Annotated in this window: 11 protein-coding genes; 6 read left to right on the top strand and 5 right to left on the bottom strand. The window is 67.6% G+C overall.

The genetic code is table 11. The annotated features are described in order from the left end of the window. Positions 1 to 187: 187 nt before the first annotated feature. Positions 188 to 778 (bottom strand): malonic semialdehyde reductase, encoded by a 591-nt coding sequence (locus FLG15_RS02355; RefSeq protein ID WP_057678087.1) that lies wholly within the window; start codon positions 776 to 778, stop codon positions 188 to 190. A gap of 134 nt (positions 779 to 912) precedes the next feature. On the opposite strand from FLG15_RS02355, the gene FLG15_RS02350 reads away from it, so the two are divergent. The 3 genes from FLG15_RS02350 to FLG15_RS02340 are packed head-to-tail and all read left to right on the top strand — an operon-like array spanning position 913 to position 3,275. Beyond that, a complete protein-coding gene (locus FLG15_RS02350; RefSeq protein ID WP_057678086.1) occupies positions 913 to 1,860 on the top strand; it encodes a mitochondrial fission ELM1 family protein in 948 nt (315 codons plus the stop codon). Positions 1,861 to 1,902: 42 nt separating this feature from the next. Further along, positions 1,903 to 2,772 (top strand): DUF2145 domain-containing protein, encoded by an 870-nt coding sequence (locus FLG15_RS02345; protein ID WP_057678085.1) that lies wholly within the window; start codon positions 1,903 to 1,905, stop codon positions 2,770 to 2,772. Then, positions 2,769 to 3,275, top strand: a complete 507-nt coding sequence (locus FLG15_RS02340) for a hypothetical protein (protein WP_057678084.1) — start codon at positions 2,769 to 2,771, stop codon at positions 3,273 to 3,275. Before FLG15_RS02345 ends, FLG15_RS02340 begins: the two co-directional genes overlap by 4 nt. A gap of 290 nt (positions 3,276 to 3,565) precedes the next feature. Here the strand turns inward: FLG15_RS02340 and FLG15_RS02335 are convergent, their stop codons facing one another. Then, a complete protein-coding gene (locus FLG15_RS02335; RefSeq protein WP_150145465.1) occupies positions 3,566 to 5,527 on the bottom strand; it encodes a S53 family peptidase in 1,962 nt (653 codons plus the stop codon). Between the two features lie 793 nt (positions 5,528 to 6,320). Here FLG15_RS02335 and FLG15_RS02330 point away from each other — a divergent pair. After that, positions 6,321 to 6,872 (top strand): VUT family protein, encoded by a 552-nt coding sequence (locus tag FLG15_RS02330; RefSeq protein WP_017155913.1) that lies wholly within the window; start codon positions 6,321 to 6,323, stop codon positions 6,870 to 6,872. Positions 6,873 to 6,975: 103 nt separating this feature from the next. On the opposite strand, the gene glnE is transcribed toward FLG15_RS02330, so the two are convergent. Continuing rightward, positions 6,976 to 9,801 (bottom strand): bifunctional [glutamate--ammonia ligase]-adenylyl-L-tyrosine phosphorylase/[glutamate--ammonia-ligase] adenylyltransferase, encoded by a 2,826-nt coding sequence (glnE, locus tag FLG15_RS02325; protein WP_057678082.1) that lies wholly within the window; start codon positions 9,799 to 9,801, stop codon positions 6,976 to 6,978. A 161-nt stretch (positions 9,802 to 9,962) separates the two neighbouring features. Here glnE and FLG15_RS02320 point away from each other — a divergent pair, with 161 nt between their 5' ends. Next, the gene (locus FLG15_RS02320; protein WP_017155915.1) at positions 9,963 to 10,481 is read left to right on the top strand and encodes a cupin domain-containing protein; all 519 of its coding nucleotides are present in this window, start codon (positions 9,963 to 9,965) and stop codon (positions 10,479 to 10,481) included. Further along, positions 10,481 to 11,401, top strand: coding sequence for an SMP-30/gluconolactonase/LRE family protein (locus FLG15_RS02315; RefSeq protein WP_057678081.1), 921 nt, complete (start codon positions 10,481 to 10,483; stop codon positions 11,399 to 11,401). Before FLG15_RS02320 ends, FLG15_RS02315 begins: the two co-directional genes overlap by 1 nt. A 418-nt stretch (positions 11,402 to 11,819) precedes the next feature. Here the strand turns inward: FLG15_RS02315 and FLG15_RS02310 are convergent, their stop codons facing one another. Together FLG15_RS02310 and FLG15_RS02305 are read right to left on the bottom strand one after the other, a co-directional pair. Next, entirely contained in the window at positions 11,820 to 14,258 is a 2,439-nt protein-coding gene (locus FLG15_RS02310; RefSeq protein ID WP_057678079.1) for a hypothetical protein, read from the bottom strand. Between the two features lie 93 nt (positions 14,259 to 14,351). Next, the gene (locus FLG15_RS02305; protein ID WP_057678078.1) at positions 14,352 to 16,529 is read right to left on the bottom strand and encodes a translocation/assembly module TamB domain-containing protein; all 2,178 of its coding nucleotides are present in this window, start codon (positions 16,527 to 16,529) and stop codon (positions 14,352 to 14,354) included. Positions 16,530 to 17,230: the final 701 nt, after the last annotated feature.

Raw genomic sequence — 17,230 nt, 5'->3', positions numbered from 1 at the left:
GACAGATGCAGACGAACGAGGACTGCAGGAAACGCAAGACACCATGTACGTCGACACGGCGAGCTAGATCAAGCGATCGGCCGGCAAACGGCCAACTGCGTCGCTTGAACGTAGCAGGCACACGCGGTAGCCGGGCCGGCACGCGCCGCCCACGGCGCTGCGCCGCAGCCGGCACGCATGTATCGCCTTACTCGAAACGCGCCGCTTCGTCGAAGCTCAGGCGTGGCGAACGCGGGAACAGCCCGGCCGGGTCGCCGTAGCCAAGATTGACCAGGAAGTTGGACTTGATCGGCGTACCGGCGAAGAACGCCGCATCCACCTTGGCGTTGTCGAAGCCGGACATCGGGCCGGCATCCAGCCCCAGCGCACGCGCGGCCAGAATCAGGTAGGCGCCCTGCAGCGAGCCATTGCGGAACGCCGATTCGGTGCGGCCCGCGCGCGGACCCTCGAACCAGCTCTTGGCGTCGGCATGCGGGAACAGGTACGGCAGCTTCTCGTGGAAGTCTTCGTCGTGCGCCACGATCACCGTCACCGGCGCAGCCAGCGTCTTGGCGGCATTGCCCTCCGACAGCGCCGGCTTGAGCTTGGCCTTGCCCTCGGCGCTGGTCACGAATACAAAGCGCGCCGGACAGCTATTGGCCGCGGTGGGGCCCCACTTCACCAGCTCATACAGCTCACGCAGCACCTCGTGGCTGACCGGCGTGTCGGCAAACGCATTTTGCGTGCGGGCGGTGCGGAACAGCTGATCCAGTGCGGCGGCGTTGAGCGAGTCGGACATGAGCACTCCAGGGGAAGGGGTGGTGCGACGGTAGGCTGCGGCGTCGGCGCCAGTGTGAAGACCCGCAGTGTAGAGTGGCGCGATTGCCGCCACACGCGTTCAATCTGAAACAAATTTATGTCGGATCTGAAACGATGGGGCTGACCTGGGCACTGAGCGACGGCCGTGCCGGCAATGCGCGCCAGGCCGAGGCGCTGGCGCGTGCACTGCAGCCCGATGCCTGTCAGCCACTGCACCTGCAGACCAACGCGCCGTGGCGTTGGGCGGCGCCGCGGCGGCTCCCCGGCGCACGGCAGGCCTTCGGCGCGGAATTTGCCCGGCAACTGCAGCAGCCCCCGGCGCTGGCCATCGGCTGCGGCCGGCAGGCGGCGCTGGCCACCCGGTTGCTGCGTGCCCAGGGCAGCCGCAGCGTGCAGATCCTGGATCCGCGGTTGGACCCGCGGCACTGGGACCTGCTGGTCGTGCCCGAGCACGATGCACTGCGCGGCAGCAACGTACTCACCCTGCTCGGCAGCCTGCACCCGGTGGACGATGCGTGGCTGGCGGCCGGCCGGGCCGCGTTTCCCGCAATCGGCGACTTGCCGGGTCCGCGGCTGGCCCTGCTGGTCGGTGGGCCTACCGACCAGGTGCCGTGGACGCTACAGGCGCTGGCGGCCCTGTGCACGTCGTTGCGTGCCCAACTGCGCGCGCTGGGCGGCAGCCTGCTGGTGACCACCTCGCGCCGCACGCCGGGCGATGCAATCGCAACGCTGCGCGCGGCCTGCGCCGGCCTGCCGCATCTGCTGTGGTGCGACGAACGCGATGGGCCCAACCCATACGCCGGCCTGCTCGGCTGGGCCGATGCCATCGTGGCCAGCGCCGATTCGGTCAACCTGCTCTCCGAAGCCTGCGCCACCCGTGTGCCGGTCGCTGCCGCGTTTGCCGAGCAGGCACGTGGGCGCGTTGACACCTATTTGCGAGCGTTGCGGCAACGCCAGCGCTTGCACTTCGTTGATGAAGTTCTCGCCAGCGCTGTCGATATCGTTCCTGTGCGCGAAACCGAGCGCATCGCCATGCAGGTACGCGCGCGCCTGCTGCCATAACCCAACGCCCACCACCGGGCCACCGAGACAAGGACGATGTGCATGACAGGGACGATCAAAGCGCGATGGATTCGACAAACCCGGCGCAAGGCAATTGCGCTGCTGGTACTCGCCACATTACCGCTGTCCGCCACCGCAACAACACCGCGTTGCGTGCCGCGTTATCCCACACCGCAAGCCACTGCCGCGATGTTCGACATGGCCACCTCCACCGCGCAGGCGCTGGATGCGTTGCCCGATGCCAAGGTGGTGCTGCTGGCGCGCGGCGGCCAGGATCTAAGCCGCTACGGTCTGAAGCACAGCCACCTGGCATTTGCCGTGCGCGACGATGATGGCATCTGGCGCGTGCGGCACCTGCTCAATCGCTGCAAGAGCGATGCCTCGCAGCTCTATGTCGAAGGCCTGAGCAATTTCGTCGGCGAAAGCGCGGTCAGCCACGATCTGCGTGTCGGCGTCCTGACACCCGCGATCCAACAGCGCCTGCGGGCATTGTTGAGTGACTCAGGCGAGCTCGCGCATCGCCTGCATGAAACGCGCTACAGCATGGTCGCCTATCCCTTCTCCACCGACTACCAGAATTCCAACCAGTGGGTGCTGGAAGTGCTGGCAGCGGCGCTGGCAGCCGATGCGCAACCACCGACGGTCATCGGCGATCGCCGCGCATCGCAGGCCTGGCTGCAAGCGGCGCGGTATCACCCCAGCATCCTGCATCTGGATTTGAAGCAGCGCGTGGGCGCACGTTTTGTCGCCGCCAATGCCACCACCACCGATCATCCTGTCGGCGAGCGCGTTTCCGGCAACTACTCGGTGGTCACCGTCGAATCGGTGTTCGATTTCCTGCATCAACGCGACGCCCTTGCACAGGAGCTGTCGATCCCACACGCCACCGCCACGCCTGGAGCCACGCCATGACGCGCCTGCTGTCCGCCCCGTTTGCCGCTGCCCTGTCGCTCGCCACCCTACTGCCAACCTGCGTGCAGGCCGGGGAGATGAGCCCGGCCGATAAATCCGGGTTCTATGCCATGTTGACCGTCTCTGTCCCAGTGGTGGTGGCGAGCGCTATCGTCGTGTCTCCGTTCATTGCGTCCGTCAACGCCTACGCAGACAGACGCGATGACCGCCGTCAACCGCGCGCGGGCACGCTGCCGCCGATGCGGGTCGACGCGGTGCAAACCTTGCCCGCGGGCGAACGCGAGGTCAGGCTGCAGGATCCGCAACAGCCTGAGGCGACCGTGATGCTGCGCTGGCCCGCGCGCCAGGACGACCCGGCAGCCGGGTTTCGGGTTGGCGACATGGTGTCGTTCCAGCCCAGCCCGGCCGGCAGTGGCTGGACCGTACATGCACCGCAAGGCGAGGCCCTGGCGTTCCTGCCCACCGGCGACGCGGCGGCCTACAACAGCAGCCGCAGCTGGTGAGTTCAACGCGCTGAGCAACAGCGCTGCCTGCACGGCGATCACGCGTAGGCGGGCGCGCTGCCGGGCAACCGCCGACCCGCAGCGGCCACCGTCGTGGACCAGGGGGCTGTCTATTCGGGTCGCGATGCGTGCGTGTTGCCTTCCTGCGGGCGGCGGTGACCTTGCATCGCCCCTCGCTCGCGCACCCAACCCTCGAAGCGGAGCAAGAGCGCACAGCACTAACGCGCACTGTGCGCTCTACCGCCCCTCTCCGCACCGACAAGGCCCCGCCGGCGCGGCGACACTATCCGTTACGGATTGCTGGGAGAACGCGGAATGCCGGCAGGCGCCGCGTCCAGCGCGCCGATCATCAGCCGCACGATCGGGGTTCCCAAGCCGGTGGTGTAGTTGTACTTGCCGGCGATCGGCACATCGTTGCCGACCACCCCGTTATTGCCGGGGATGCCGCGGTGGTAGGCCTGCGGGCCGTTGGCGGCCAGGCGATACAGGTAATCGTTGAGATTGCCCTGCCGGCCCTGCTTCTGCACCAGTAACGCAGCCACGCTGGCGAACTCCGGCGCCGCCACGCTGGTGCCGATCAACTTGGTGAGTGCACCTGCCACGTAGATGGACACCGAGCTGGTGCCCTGCTGACAGGGATGCACGGCGATTCCCGGGCAACCGCCGACCAGCATGCCGACATCGGGCAATGCGCGCATCGATGTGCGTGTGCCGCCCAGCGCGCGCAGCTGATACGCCGGACGCTGGAACAGCGTGCTGACGCCACCACCGGCGCCCCAGTAGCCGCCGCTGAGCAGCGCGCCCACGCCATACGGGTCCTCGGCCTGCAACGGGTCGGCAAACGCGCTTTCGCTGAGGTAGCTCGAATCCAGGCTGCCCTTCGTGTAGGCAGTGAGCAGGTTGCCGCCACCGACCGCGGTCACATACGCATCGGCGGCGGGCCAATGCACGCTGGGGACGTACCGGCCGTTCTTGCCTTCCACCAGGTATTGGGTGTCCGGGCAATCCAGGCCGGCATTGTCGCCACTGGGGGCGACGAAGCTGATGCCCTGCGCGTTGCCTTGCTTGAAGACCGAATCGAACACGCCAAGGATGGAGGTGGCGTCCTTGCCGTTATAGGCCGCGGTGAAGACCTGTTCGCAGAACCCGAACGAGGAACTGACCACGTCGGCCTCATTGTCCTGCACGATCTGTCGGTAACCGGCCAGGATGGAATCGATGGACAGATCGGGGATCACGTACAGCAGCACGTGCGCGCCCGGCGCGCCGCCAAGCGCCATGTCCACATCGAGCGTTGCCTCGCGCGCCGCAGCGCGGTTGCCATCCTGCACCCCGGGCTTGGCACCGGCCACATAGCGGCGTGCATACAGGGTCGGATTGGCGTGGTTGCCGGCATAGCGGCTGAAGCGCTCGTGGTCGAACATCGCGGCGATGTCGGTGTCTAGCACGTCGCTGCCGATCAACACGGCGATCGTGCTGCCGCTCCCGTCGAGCCGCTGTTGCTTGCCTGGCGCACCGATCATCGTCTGGTAGGACGGATAGCCGTAGGCCTGCTTGAGATCGTTGTACCAATAGCTGGTGGTGCCATCGCCAGTGCGGTTGGCGGGGTCGGCGGCCAGCATGCGCGAGTCCATGCGTGCCGCCGGCAGCCCACGGCTCAGGCCGGTGACGGTGACACCGTTGGCACGCAGCGCGGCCGGCAGCTGCAGCGGAGCGGCAGCCGCCAGGCGTACCTGCTGGCCGGCGTTCAGATCAGCCACCAACGGCGCGGCAAACAACCGCTCCACGCTGTCGGCATTCGCGCTGACATGCAGGGTTGGCCCCTGCTGTACCACGGTCATGTGTGCGGCCTGCAGGGCGGCGCGCACCTGCGCGAGCTGCGCAGGCGCCGGACCAAAACGCCGCTGGAATTCGGCCGCCGACAGCCACTTGTGGTACTGCGGCGACAGCGGGTCCTGGATGTCGGCCAGCAGCGCATTCAGCGCTACCTGGTCGCGTGATGGCAGATGCACATCGAAGGACACGGGCGCTGCGCGCAAGCTGGCCGTCATCGCGTCAAGCCGGGCATCGGGGACGGTTGTGGCAGCGCTGGCGCTGCCGAAGGCCAAGAGCGAAGCGGACAACACGGCCGCCAGCAGCGGCCGACAGCGGATGCGAGTAAGCATGGATCTCTCCGGGGGGCACAGCAGTGAGCGAGGCCGAATGGCATCGCAGGGGCGCGCACGACCGCTCGCGACCAACGGCGCGATCATGTCGACACGAAAACGGAAAGCAGATGCCGGCTGCGATCGATGGCCGCGGCGGCCGCGGGACGCACATCTAACCGCTGCAACAGACGACAGCAAGACCCAACGCTGCCAGTGCATCATCGCGACACTGCACATTCGGCGGCTATCTCCATCGGCATCGGCAGGTCGCGTGGCTTACAAGGACTGCCATCGATCAGACGGCGGGTCGGGAGCCGGGACGATACGTGCGATGTCTACTGCTGAAATGCCAGCGGGCGAGATTGTGTCGCCACCAGCGAGGTGCGCGTGTCTGCGGCTGCAGGTGCCGCTGCAAGCCAGCTGGCCGTCTCACGCTGCACGCCGTTGCCGCGAGCACCTGCGAGCGCCCATTGCGCGCACATGCAGCCGCTCACGGCCCCACTTCCTACGCCGAGACTGCGGCTCGCCTTGCGATCACCGCGTGCTGCCGATGCCGCCAGTCGGGCGTCAGGTGCACGCGTGACCGATGACGCCCCGATGCCGGGGCGCAGGCTTGCCCCCGCTCTGCACATCGCCTGCCGACACTGCCGCCGAGCGTATGCGCCGCCACGAATGCAGGCGCACGCGCCATTCGACTGCAGCCGCGGCGCGCACGCGCCCCGTCGTCGTCGTCGTCGTCGTCGTCGCCGACGATACAGGCACGCTCTGGCGCCAGGCGCCGGCGCAATACGGGAAAGGGTCTTTGCGCACCGAGGCCATGGCCGGCGAGCGCAGCGCTGCGCTGGTTCATCCCTGCCGTCGCAGCGATAATTGCGCGCCCCATCAACACCGTGTCGCCATGCGTCGTGCCTCGCCACCTGCATTTGCCCCGCTCACCACCCGTGCATTGCTCTGGGCGGTGTTGGCAATGGGCGCGGTGGTGCTGCTGTCCAACATCCTGGTGCAATACCCGATCAACGACTGGCTGACCTGGGGCGCGTTCTCCTATCCGCTGGCGTTCCTGGTCAGCAACCTGATCAACCGCCGCTTCGGTCCACGCGCTGCACGCCACGTTGCCTGGTGCGGGTTCGCGCTGGCGGTGCTGCTGTCGATCTGGCTGGCGACGCCGCGCATTGCAGTGGCCTCGTGCAGCGCTTTCATCGCGGCGCAATTGCTGGACATCAGCGTGTTCGACCGCCTGCGCGACGGCAGCTGGTGGCGCGCACCGATCGTGGCCACCACCTGCAGCGCCACCCTGGATACCACCCTCTTCTGGAGCATTGCGTTTGCCGGCGCGAGCCTGCCATGGATCAGCTGGGCCGCAGGCGATCTGGCGGTAAAACTGGGCATGGGCGTGTTCCTGCTCGGCCCGTTTCGCGCCCTGCTGTGGCGGAGTGCGCCGCGTCGGTAGAACGCATGGCGCTCCTGGGTGCAGGGCATCCCGCCAGGCCAGCAAGGCACCGTTGCTGCCATTTGCTGCAGGCACATCGAAAGCGGCGTCCTCGCCACTGCACCTACAGCGCTGTTTCATCCTTGCCCAGCGGAAACGTCAGGCCCTGCCCGCGTGCTGCGTTGAAGATGATGCCGCGCGCCTGCTGGATGGCCGGTGTCGGTGCGAGCAGGCGTGGGCGTCGGTCCAGCGTGCAGCTCAGGCCGGCATCGACCAGCGTTGCGTGCGCCTGATGCAGTGGTGCGGCGCGCTCGTCCGGGAGCCAGTGGGTGCGCGCCAGTGCGTCGATCAACGCGGGCGTATCGCAGGCGTCCAACAGCTGCGGTTGCTGCGCTGCCAGCCCGAGCACGCCGGCCTGCAGCACGAATTCCAGATCCACCAGGCCGCCAGCGCCTTGCTTGAGATCCAGCCGGCCGGCATCGCTGCGATCCAGTTCGGCGCGCATGCGCGCACGCATCTTGCGCACGTCCTCGTGCAGCTGCGCGGTGTCGCGCACCCGCATCAGCGTCTGGCGACGCACCTGTGCGAACGCATCGCACAGCGCCGCGTCGCCGGCCACCGCGCGTGCACGCACCAGCGCCTGATGCTCCCAGGTCCAGGCGCGGTCGCGCTGGTATTCGCGGTAACTGGCCAGCGAGGACACCAGGGCGCCCTTGCCGCCATCCGGGCGCAGTCGCACATCGATGTCGTACAGCCGGCCGGCGCCGGTCTCGGCAGCCAGCAATGCCATCACTTTCTGCGCAAGCCGCGCAAACCAGCGCCCGGCTTCCAGCGGGCGCTTGCCGTCGGAGGCCTCCACCGCGGGCGGATGGTCGTACAGAAACACCAGATCCAGATCCGATCCGAACCCCAGCTCCAGCCCGCCCAGGCTGCCGTAGCCGACGATGGCAAAGCTGCCGCCAGGCACGTGTCCGTGCGCGGCCGCCATGTCGCTGCGCGCCAGCTGCAGCACGGTCTGCACGACCGCTTCGGCAAGCCAGGCCAGTTGTCGGGTGCTCTCCACCGCCTGCTGGCGCCCATCCAGCGTGGCCAGCGCAATGCGGAAGCTCAGTGCGAGCCGACGCTCGTTGAGCTCGCGCAGCGCCGCTTCGGTGTCGTCGATGTGCAAGGTCTCGGCGCAGGCCGCGTGCAACGCTGCGCGATCCGGCAGCGGGCCGCTGATGCGGGTGTCGAGCAATTCGTCCAGCAGCAACGGATACGCCGCCAGCCGCTCGGCCAGCAGCGCACTGCGCGAGAGCACATCGACCAGGCGTGCCAGCGCGCTGGGTTGCTCGTCGAGCAAGGCCAGGTAGCTGGTGCGGCGCAAGGTGGACTGCAACAGGCCGAGCATGCGGCGCACCGCCGCATCCGGCTGGCTGGCGCGGGTGGCCGCGTGCAGCAGTGCCGGCATCACCCGATCCAGCCGCGCACGCGCGCTATCGGACAACGCGCGCACGCCGGAGGACTGCGCAAAATCGGCCAGCGCCTGGTGCGCGCCATCGGGATCGTGCAAGCCAATCCCCGCCAACGGCGCCGCATCGCCTTCCGGCAGCGCGCGCCAGTAATCGGCCAGCGTATCTGGTGCGGTGGCACGCACACGCGGAGCCAGCAGCTCGGCGAATTCCGCGGCCACGCGTGTGCGCTGCGGTGCCAGCGCGTCCAGCAATGCCGACCAATCCGCATACCCAAGGCCCAACGCAATGCGCTCGCGATCCAGCGGCGCCTGCGGCAATGCGTGGGTCTGCGCATCGCGCAACATCTGCAGGCGATTTTCCAGCCGGCGTAGAAACCGATACGCCGTCGACAGCGCCTGGCCGTTCTCCTGGTCGATCTGGCCTGCGGCCACCAGCGCCTGCAATGCGGACAGCAGCCGGCGTTCGCGCAGGCTCGGCTCGCGTCCACCCCGAATCAGCTGCAGCGATTGCGCCAGAAACTCGATTTCGCGAATCCCGCCGGGCCCGCGCTTGATGTCGTCCAGACGATCGTGCCGCGCCACTTCGGCGGTGATGGCTGCCTTCATTTCGCGCAAGCCATCCAGTGCGGTGAAGTCCAGATACCGCCGGAAGACGAAGGGGCGCAGCGTTTCCAGCCAGGCTTCGCCGGCGTCGACATCGCCCGCCACCGCGCGCGCCTTCAGCCAGGCATAGCGCTCCCAATCGCGCCCTTCGCGCTGGAAATACTGGTCCATGCCGGCGAACGACAACGCTACGCGGCCGGCGGTGCCGAACGGACGCAGGCGCAGATCCACGCGATGGCTGAAGCCGTCGGCGGTGGTTTCGTCCAGCAACCTGGCCAGTTGCTGGCCCAGGCGTGCGAAATATTCTTCCGCTGCCAATGCGCGCGCGCCATCGGATTGGCCGCCTTGCGGATAGGCGTACACCAGATCCACGTCCGAGGAAAAATTCAGCTCGCCGCCGCCCAGCTTGCCCAGCCCGAACACCACCAGGCGTTGCACGCTGCCGTCTGCAGCAACGACCTTGCCGTGGCGGGTGTGGAATTGCTGCTCCAGCGCGTGCAGGCCGCATTGCAGGCAGTGTTCGGCCAGCTGGGTGGCGCCGGCCAGGGTCGCCTCCACGCTGTCCAGACCGAGCACATCGCGCCACACCAGGCGCGTGGACTCGGCGCTGCGATAGCGTCGCAATTGTGCAGGCCACAGCTGTGGCTGGGCCGGATCGAGCTGCGGTAAGGGCAGTGGCGGCGGATCGGGTTGCGCCAGGTGCTGCAGCAATGCCGGTTGCCGCGCCAAGGTATCCAGCGCGAATTCGCTCGCCAGTGCGACCTGCGCAAGCTGCCGATCGAACGCGCCGCCCGGCCATGCCTGCCCGGCAGGCAATGCTTGACGGACACGGGCCACGGCCCGCTCGATCAGGGCGGTAAGCGCAGCAGACATGGAAACGGTAGGCATCGGCATGACCGGATTTTGGCATCCCCGCCATGCAGTGAGTACACGCATGCGCGACATCCGCACCGCGACTGCAACGCGGCGTGCAGCATTTCGCCGCTTTGAACATCTCGCTTACGCAGCCCTGACGATCTCCATGCTGCACTGCCGCTTTCGCACGAGGTCATGCCATGTCGCCCACCACCTTGCCCGCCCACCTGCTGCCCTCGCAGATTCCGCTCCAGACCGATGGCAACGATCCTGCATTGCCGCCCAGCCTGCCCTTCCTGCATCTATGGACCGGGCCGGATGGCAACAGCTGCCTCAACGCCTCGCAGCTGCCCGGCTTCGGTCGCAAGAGCGTGGGGGGCGGTGCGGCGCCACAGTGGTTGCGACCGTTTCCCGGCGAGGTGCTCGGCATCCAGTTCGCGGTGCTGCCCGTGGGCTGGGTTGGCGACTGGCATGAGAGCCCGCACCCGCAGTGGGTGATTCCGTTGCGCGGCCGCTGGTTCATCGAAACCGGCGACGGCACACGCGTGGAGATGGGCCCTGGCGACATCCATTTCGGCCAGGACCAGGGCACCAGCGATCAGCGCGGCCATCGCTCCGGCCAACTTGGCGATGAACCTTGCCTGCAGATGATGGTGCAGTTTGCGCAATCGCCAGGCGCGGCCACCGCGCATCCATTCGGCCATCCAGCGCCGCGCTGATGGACCGCCGCTGCCGCCTGCGTGCACCCGGCGCCGCCCGGCCGGCCGACTGCCCGCCCCCCACCACGCACCACGCCGCCCTAGCGGCGCGGCTGGGCAACGCGCGCCTGCTGACCCTCTACGACCAGGCCACCTGGAGCGAGGGGCCGGCCTGGTGGGAAGCACAGCGCACGCTGGTGTGGAGCGATGTGGTGGGCCGCCGCGTGCTTGGCTGGCGCGAGGACGGCGCGGTGGACGTGCTGCTGGATGCCACCGCATTCACCAACGGCAACGCGGTGGATGCGCAACAGCGCCTGGTGCATTGCGAACACGGGCGCCGCGCGATCACCCGTAGCGATGTCGATGGGCGCGCGCATCTGCTGGTCGGGCGGTTCGAGGGTAAGCAGCTCAATTCGCCGAACGATCTGATCGTGGCGCACGACGGCGCGATCTGGTTCACCGACCCGCCATTCGGGCTGCTCAAGCCCAGCCAGGGCTGCCCAGGCCCGCAGGAGCTGGACCATCACGGTGTCTACCGGCTGCCGCCCGATGGCGGTGCCCTGCAGTGCATGGTCAGCCTGGATCACCCCAACGGGCTGGCGTTCTCCCCGGACGAACGCGTGCTGTACGTCTCGCAGACGCCTGAAGGTGGCCCGACCTCGCCGGAGATCACCGCCTTCGACTGGCGCGATGGCGCATTGCACAACCGGCGCCGCTTCGCGGTGGTGCCGGATGGCCTACCGGATGGCTTTTGCGTGGATCGCCAGGGTTGGCTCTGGAGCAGCTCCGGCGCGGGCGTGTGCGTCTTCGACACCGATGGCCACTGCCTCGGCTTGGTACCGACGCCGCAGACAGCGTCCAACTGCACCTTCGACCTGGAGCAAAAACGATTGTTCATCACCGGCGGCAGCACGCTGTGGTTGCTGGAGTTGCAGCACTAAGCACGGTTGACGAAAACCGCCAGGCGGACGCGGCCATTGCCCGCGATGGCAGGAATCACACTTACAAACCGTTCCGAGCCCGCCGTGCACATCGAGCAGCACGATGGCTCGCCAGGTATCGAGGGCAGCTCCAAGCCATGCAAGCCTGCTCGCCGCGATGCAGACCGGCGGCAGCCACGGCATGCGGGCGGCCTTCATTTGCAGCGGATCTTGCGCCGGTTGGCGTTTGACCCGGCAACCTGCAGGCATAAAAAAGCCCGCTTGCAGCGAACTGCCAGCGGGCTTTGCTCCCTCCCCCACGTCGGGATGCAGGATCATAGTGCGCGCCCCGAATCGGACTTGCACGCTGCACTGCAAAACAACACCAGGCAGTACAGAACTGGTGTTTTTCTTCACGCCAGCGCGCGAGATGCGGGCTTCAGCGCAACAGGTCGGGCTGCGCGCGATACCACTCTGGCGCGCCGCGCAGATGCCATTCGGGTGTGTCGCCGCGCAAGCCAACTGCCGCGCTCAGCAACCCCCAGCGGGCCAGCAGACTGCCGCTCCGTTGAGTGCCCTGCAGGCGCAGGCGCGCATCGACCTGAAAGCGTTCGTTACGTGCCTGCAACCGATCGACGATGACCGTCTCGCCTTGCCAGTGCGCGCGTGCGGTCAGCTGCGCCTGGCCAGCATCCACCAGCCGCAGCATCCAGTTCGGAATCGAGCGGTCGCGCGCGTACAACGCCACCAGAAATGCCAGATCGCGCACCTGGATGCGTACACGCCCATCCACGCCCACCGGTTGTCGCCATTGCATGCGCGCATCGTCCAGCACGATACGCGCCCACCAGCCATCGCGATTTTGTCCATCCGGGCCGGTGAATCCGACATTGCGCAGCTGGATGCTGCTGGCATCGAGACTGAACTGTTCGGCGCGTAGATCGCCGCGCTGCAGGCGCAGATCCGCATCCACATCGCCGCGCAACGCCAGGCCGGCAAACTGCAGCCGCGCTGCACGCGCCGCGATGCGCACACCGCCCTTGCCGATGCGCCCACCCGGCTCGATCTGCAGATCGCCGCTGAGCACGCCGCTGCCGCCGTCGAAGCGTAGTTGCTGTTGCGGCAGATAGCGGTTGTAGGCGCGCAGATCCGGCACGCGGGCATTGGCGAACACCAGATGCGCGCGGGTGGCATCGCGCAGGCTGCTCAGGTTGTGCGCGTCGGCGCGTGTGCGCAGATCCAGGCGCAAATCGCGGCCTTGCACGAACGGCCGCGTGGGTGCATCGGTCTGCGCGATCGAAAACTGCTGCATCTGCAGTGCAAGCGCCGGCAGCAACTGCCCACTGGCATCGGCGTCCACGCGCAGATCAGCACTGGCCTGTCCGGTGATCGCATGCCCCATCACGCCCACCTGGGCTTGTACGTGCGGCACCTGCAGGCGGCTGCCGGCAGCAAGCTGGCCGCGATCGATCCGCAGATCCGCATCGACCAGGCCCTCGCCCTCCAGGGTCAGCCAATCCACATCCGGAAACAGCGCAGCAATCCAGCTCAACGAAGACAGCTGCCAATGCAGCCGTGCATGCCCGGACGTGCGCGGCAACAGGCTGCGCATGGAGTGCACGGGCAGTTGCCTGCCTTGCACGCGTATGTCGGCGTCCAGCGTCAGCCCGGCATCGGCCGGCTCGGGCATGCTGACCTTGAGCCGCAGGTTCTGATCGACCTGCAACTGCGCCGTCAGTTCGCCCAGCAATGCGGCCGGCACGCGCGTGCTGTCGTGCAACGGCGCGCGCCATTGCAGTTGGCTTCCAGGCTGCAAGGCGCCGCGTATCCAGCGCAGCTCGCCATCTGCACGCCCCTTGCCGGCACGCGTCGCCAGCGTGTGCCGGCCCTGCGCATGACGGGTGATATCCAGCGCTGCGGTGTCGCCATGCACGGCGATCAGCGCATCGGTGAGTTGCAGCACCGCGCTTGCCCCTGCCTGATCCGGTGCGTGCCGCGCGATGCTGGCTTCGATACGCAGCTGTCCATTGCGCATCACTTCATCCTGCCCCCACCGCACACGCGCCGATTCGAATACTGCACGCGAGGGGAACAGTTCCATCGGCCCGCCACGCAGTTGTTTGAACAGGCCCAGTTGCAGTTGGCCCTGCCCTTCGATGTGCAGCTGACGCAGCGACACGGCCTGCACCTGCTCGGCAACGATGCGGTCGAACTGCAGGGTCCAGGCGGTTGATGACCTGGGTGTCCTGGCTTGAGCATCGGCGCGCTTGGCTGACTCCGGCGTCCTGTTGGTGGGCGTTGCGGACGTTGCGTTCGTCGTAGCCGTGATGCGCAGACTCTGCGCGGGCGGTGGCGTCGCCGTGTGTTCGACATTGGGCGTTGCGGTTGACGTCCCCGCGTTTGCCGACGCTGCCGGCGTCTCAGCGATACCCTTCGCCGCCGCAACAGCAGCACGCGGCGCTTGCATCGCCGCAGGCGCTCGCATCGCCACCGTCCCGGGCGTTGCGAGCGCAGCCTGCAGACCGCCACGCACACCGCGCGCGTGCAACTCCGGCACCAGCAGTTGGCGGTGCAGCAATGGCAACAGCCGGATCTGCCCACTCATCCGCTGCGCACCGACACTCCAGTTCGTGCGCTCCGAATGGCCTTGCAGATCGACATCCCACAGCACCACACGCCCGGGCCACCAGGTCAGCGCCGGGCCCCATTGCATCGTGAACTTGTCGGGCGAGCGATTCAGCGCAGCCGGGCCGAGCGGTGTGTTGAGCAACAGATTGCCCAGCAGCAAATAGCTTACGTACAGCGCAATCAGGGCCGATAGCGGCCATCGCAGTAGGCGTGGCGAGGCGCGCCAGCGGGCGCGAACAGGCATCGTCATGACGGCGGGCTCCTGAAAACCGCGCACGCGGCTGGGCACAGTGTGCCAAGCCAGCCGTGAGCAGGGCGCAGCACGATCACGCCAGCGGCCGCATCACTTGGTTTTGTAGACCGCCGGCAGCAGTCCGGGCTGCGCGTCATACCACTCACGCGCGCCGGCCAGATGCCACTGCCGCTGCTTGCCATCGAGTTCGATGCCGGCACCCAGCACACCCCAGCGCAGATACAGATCGCCGCGCCGCTGCGCATCGTTCAAGGCCAGCCGCGCACGCAGCGACAAGCGCGCGTTTTCCGCGTGCAGGTCGTCGATCAGCACCTGCTGCTTGCGCCAACGCAGCCGACCGGTGGCATCCAGTTCGCCCGAATCCAGCAAGCCCAGCACCCAGCGCGGATAGTCGGCGCGCTGGGCGAACACCGAGAGCAGTGGTGCGATATCGCGCATGCGAAGGGCTGCGTCGGCATCCACCTGGAACGGTGCCTCGGCCTGGATGGTGCCGGCCCCCACTTGCAACTCGCCCCACCAGTCGGCGTCTTTGCCGTCCTCGCCCACGCGCATGTTGCGCAGGCGCACGCGCGTGCCGCTGAGGTCGAAGAACTTGTTCTTGAAGTCGGCGCGCTGCAGCGTGGCCTGCAACTCGGCATCGCCGCGCATCTGCACCCCAGCCAACGCCAGATGCGCGCCCTGCCCACGCAGGTTCGCATGGCCGGTACCGACATCGCCGGAGGCATTGAGCGCCACATCGCCGGTCAGGCTGCCGCTACCGCCGAGCAGGCGCACGGTATTGCCTGGCAGGTAGCGGTTGTAGGCGGTGAGATCGGGCACACGCGCATCGCTGAAACGCAGCTGCGCCTTGAGCGTGTCGCTCAGGCGCGCCAGCTCGGCATCGCCATGCATGGCCAGTTGCAGGTTGCGGCCGTCCAGCAGGAGCTGTTTGGGCGCATCGCGCGGTGCCGCCTTGAAGGTGGGAATGCTTACATCCAGATGCGCCTGCGGGGTGGCGGCATCGTCGATGCGCCCGTGCGCCTTGGCCACGCCGGCCAGGCGCGTGTCCAACACCTGCGCCACCGCCTCCACGCGCGGAATATCCAGCGTGCTGCCGGCACTCAGCCGGCCCTGTGCAAGGCGCAGGTCCGCTTCGACCAGACCGCCGCCTTCCAGCTGGAACCACGGCTTGCGCACGAACAGCTCGGCGATCCAGTTCAAGGATTCGAACTTCCAGCGCCCACGCACCTGCCCCGACAAGCGCGGCAACAGCTGCGCCGGCTGTTCGAACGGAACGCTGCGCCCGGCGATGCGCAGATCGGCGTGCAGCTCGCTGCCGGTCTTCTCATCGCGCGGCAGCCGCGCCTGCACGCGGATGTCCTGGGCCACATCCAGTTGCAGTGCGAGCATGCCGCGGTCGGTGGCGCCGACGCCCGCAAGCAATGGCAGCCGCCACACCGCGCGGCTGCCCGGCTGCAGCGCGCCGCTGGCCAGGCGGACATCGGCCTCCACGCGCGCGGCCGATGGCCCGCTGCCGATGTCCACATGCGGCGCGCCGGTATCGATCTTCAGCGCCACGGAGTTGGCCTTCAGCTGTAGCCGGGCGTTGGTGATGCCGAGCTTGCGCAGGCCCGGTGCCTGGTCGCGGTAATGGCGCGGAAACTGGAACTGCGCATCCAGCTGCGCGCCGTTGAATACCTGCACCCCGTCGTAGCTGACCACCGCATCGGTAAAGCCCGCTTCGGAAGGAAACAATTCCGACGGCCCGCCCTTGAGCTGCTTCAGAAAACCGACCTTGCCGTGGCCTTGCCCGGCGATCAGCAATTTGCCCAGGCGGGCGCTGCGAATGCTGTTGCTGGTGATTGCATCGAAGCGCAACGTCCAGCCCTGGTGACCCCGCGGCGGTGGCGGAATGGGCGTGTCGGAGGTTTCCACTTCTGCGCTCACGCCGGTGGCATGCAGCCACGGCAGGCGCACTTCGCGCCGAAACAAGGCCAGCAAGGAGATACGCGCATGCGCGCGGTCGGCGTGGAAGACGTACACGGTACGGTTGGCCTGCCCGCGCATGCGCACGTTCCAGGCGATCACCTCGCCCGGGAACAGGGTCAGTGCCGGGCCGGTCTGCATGGTGAACTTGTGCGGCTGCCGATTGGTGCTGGCGTCGAACAACGGGGTATTGAGATAGAGGTTGCCGGCCAGCAGATACAGCGCGTACAGCGCCAACACCACGCCCACTGCACGACGCCACGGCCGTGGCCAGCGCTGAAAGCGGTCGCGAAGTGAGGGCATGGGGCGCAGGCAGGAAGGAGTCTTCCGCCACTATCCCGGTTGCGCTGACCGCGAGGCGTGAACAAGGCTGGTGCCGTTGTGGGACTCGGGACTCGGGACTCGGGACTCGGGACTCGGGATTCGGGATTCGGGATTCGGGATTCGGGAATTGGGAATTGGGACTTGGGAATTGGGAATCGGCGGCGAGCTGGGAGATTGGCGCACGGCCAGTGACCGGTGCCGCACCGGCGATTCGCCGAACCGCTGCCATCGCGCCCTCCTGGTGTTTAACGCTTCTCGAACTTCATTGCTGCGCACGACATGCAGCGACATCGCAGGGTCACGTGCCAGGTGGATAACAGTCCTGCCCGCTCGCTTCATGTGACAGGAAGGCTCTCTCCCCCTGCTGCCACTGCGCGAAACGGGCCATCACTGGGTGGTGTCCAACCCGTCGGGCCGGCTCCCTGCGCCGGCCCGACGTTCTTGGCTTGCAGCGGCCAGCCAGACGCCTGCGCCCACGACCAAGCCGATCGATGCAGCTAGTGGTCGTCGCTGATCGTCGCCGCCGATGGCACCGCGGGGCGCCACGTCCAACGCGACGCGCGTGCATAGTTGCGGCGCGCCAGCGCAGCCTTGTCTCCTCGGCGAGCAGTGGCCGAGCGTCCAGCGCACCCACTTGATTGCCTGCGCCGTTGCCGACATTTGGTGCATCTACGCAGGTG

The sequence above is a fragment of the Xanthomonas phaseoli pv. dieffenbachiae genome (assembly GCF_008639345.1).
GTDB lineage: Bacteria > Pseudomonadota > Gammaproteobacteria > Xanthomonadales > Xanthomonadaceae > Xanthomonas > Xanthomonas phaseoli.
The sequence above is the reverse complement of the archived record's forward strand: the minus strand, read 5'-3'. Positions and strand labels throughout refer to the sequence as shown.

Excerpts from the sequence above, each read along its gene's own strand:
- FLG15_RS02355 (WP_057678087.1), bottom strand. The coding sequence starts at position 778 with ATGTCCGACTCGCTCAACGCCGCCGCACTGGATCAGCTGTTCCGCACC.
- FLG15_RS02350 (WP_057678086.1), top strand. The coding sequence starts at position 913 with ATGGGGCTGACCTGGGCACTGAGCGACGGCCGTGCCGGCAATGCGCGC.
- FLG15_RS02345 (WP_057678085.1), top strand. The coding sequence starts at position 1,903 with ATGACAGGGACGATCAAAGCGCGATGGATTCGACAAACCCGGCGCAAG.
- FLG15_RS02340 (WP_057678084.1), top strand. The coding sequence starts at position 2,769 with ATGACGCGCCTGCTGTCCGCCCCGTTTGCCGCTGCCCTGTCGCTCGCC.
- FLG15_RS02335 (WP_150145465.1), bottom strand. The coding sequence starts at position 5,527 with ATGATCGCGCCGTTGGTCGCGAGCGGTCGTGCGCGCCCCTGCGATGCC.
- FLG15_RS02330 (WP_017155913.1), top strand. The coding sequence starts at position 6,321 with ATGCGTCGTGCCTCGCCACCTGCATTTGCCCCGCTCACCACCCGTGCA.
- glnE (WP_057678082.1), bottom strand. The coding sequence starts at position 9,801 with ATGCCGATGCCTACCGTTTCCATGTCTGCTGCGCTTACCGCCCTGATC.
- FLG15_RS02320 (WP_017155915.1), top strand. The coding sequence starts at position 9,963 with ATGTCGCCCACCACCTTGCCCGCCCACCTGCTGCCCTCGCAGATTCCG.
- FLG15_RS02315 (WP_057678081.1), top strand. The coding sequence starts at position 10,481 with ATGGACCGCCGCTGCCGCCTGCGTGCACCCGGCGCCGCCCGGCCGGCC.
- FLG15_RS02310 (WP_057678079.1), bottom strand. The coding sequence starts at position 14,258 with ATGACGATGCCTGTTCGCGCCCGCTGGCGCGCCTCGCCACGCCTACTG.
- FLG15_RS02305 (WP_057678078.1), bottom strand. The coding sequence starts at position 16,529 with ATGCCCTCACTTCGCGACCGCTTTCAGCGCTGGCCACGGCCGTGGCGT.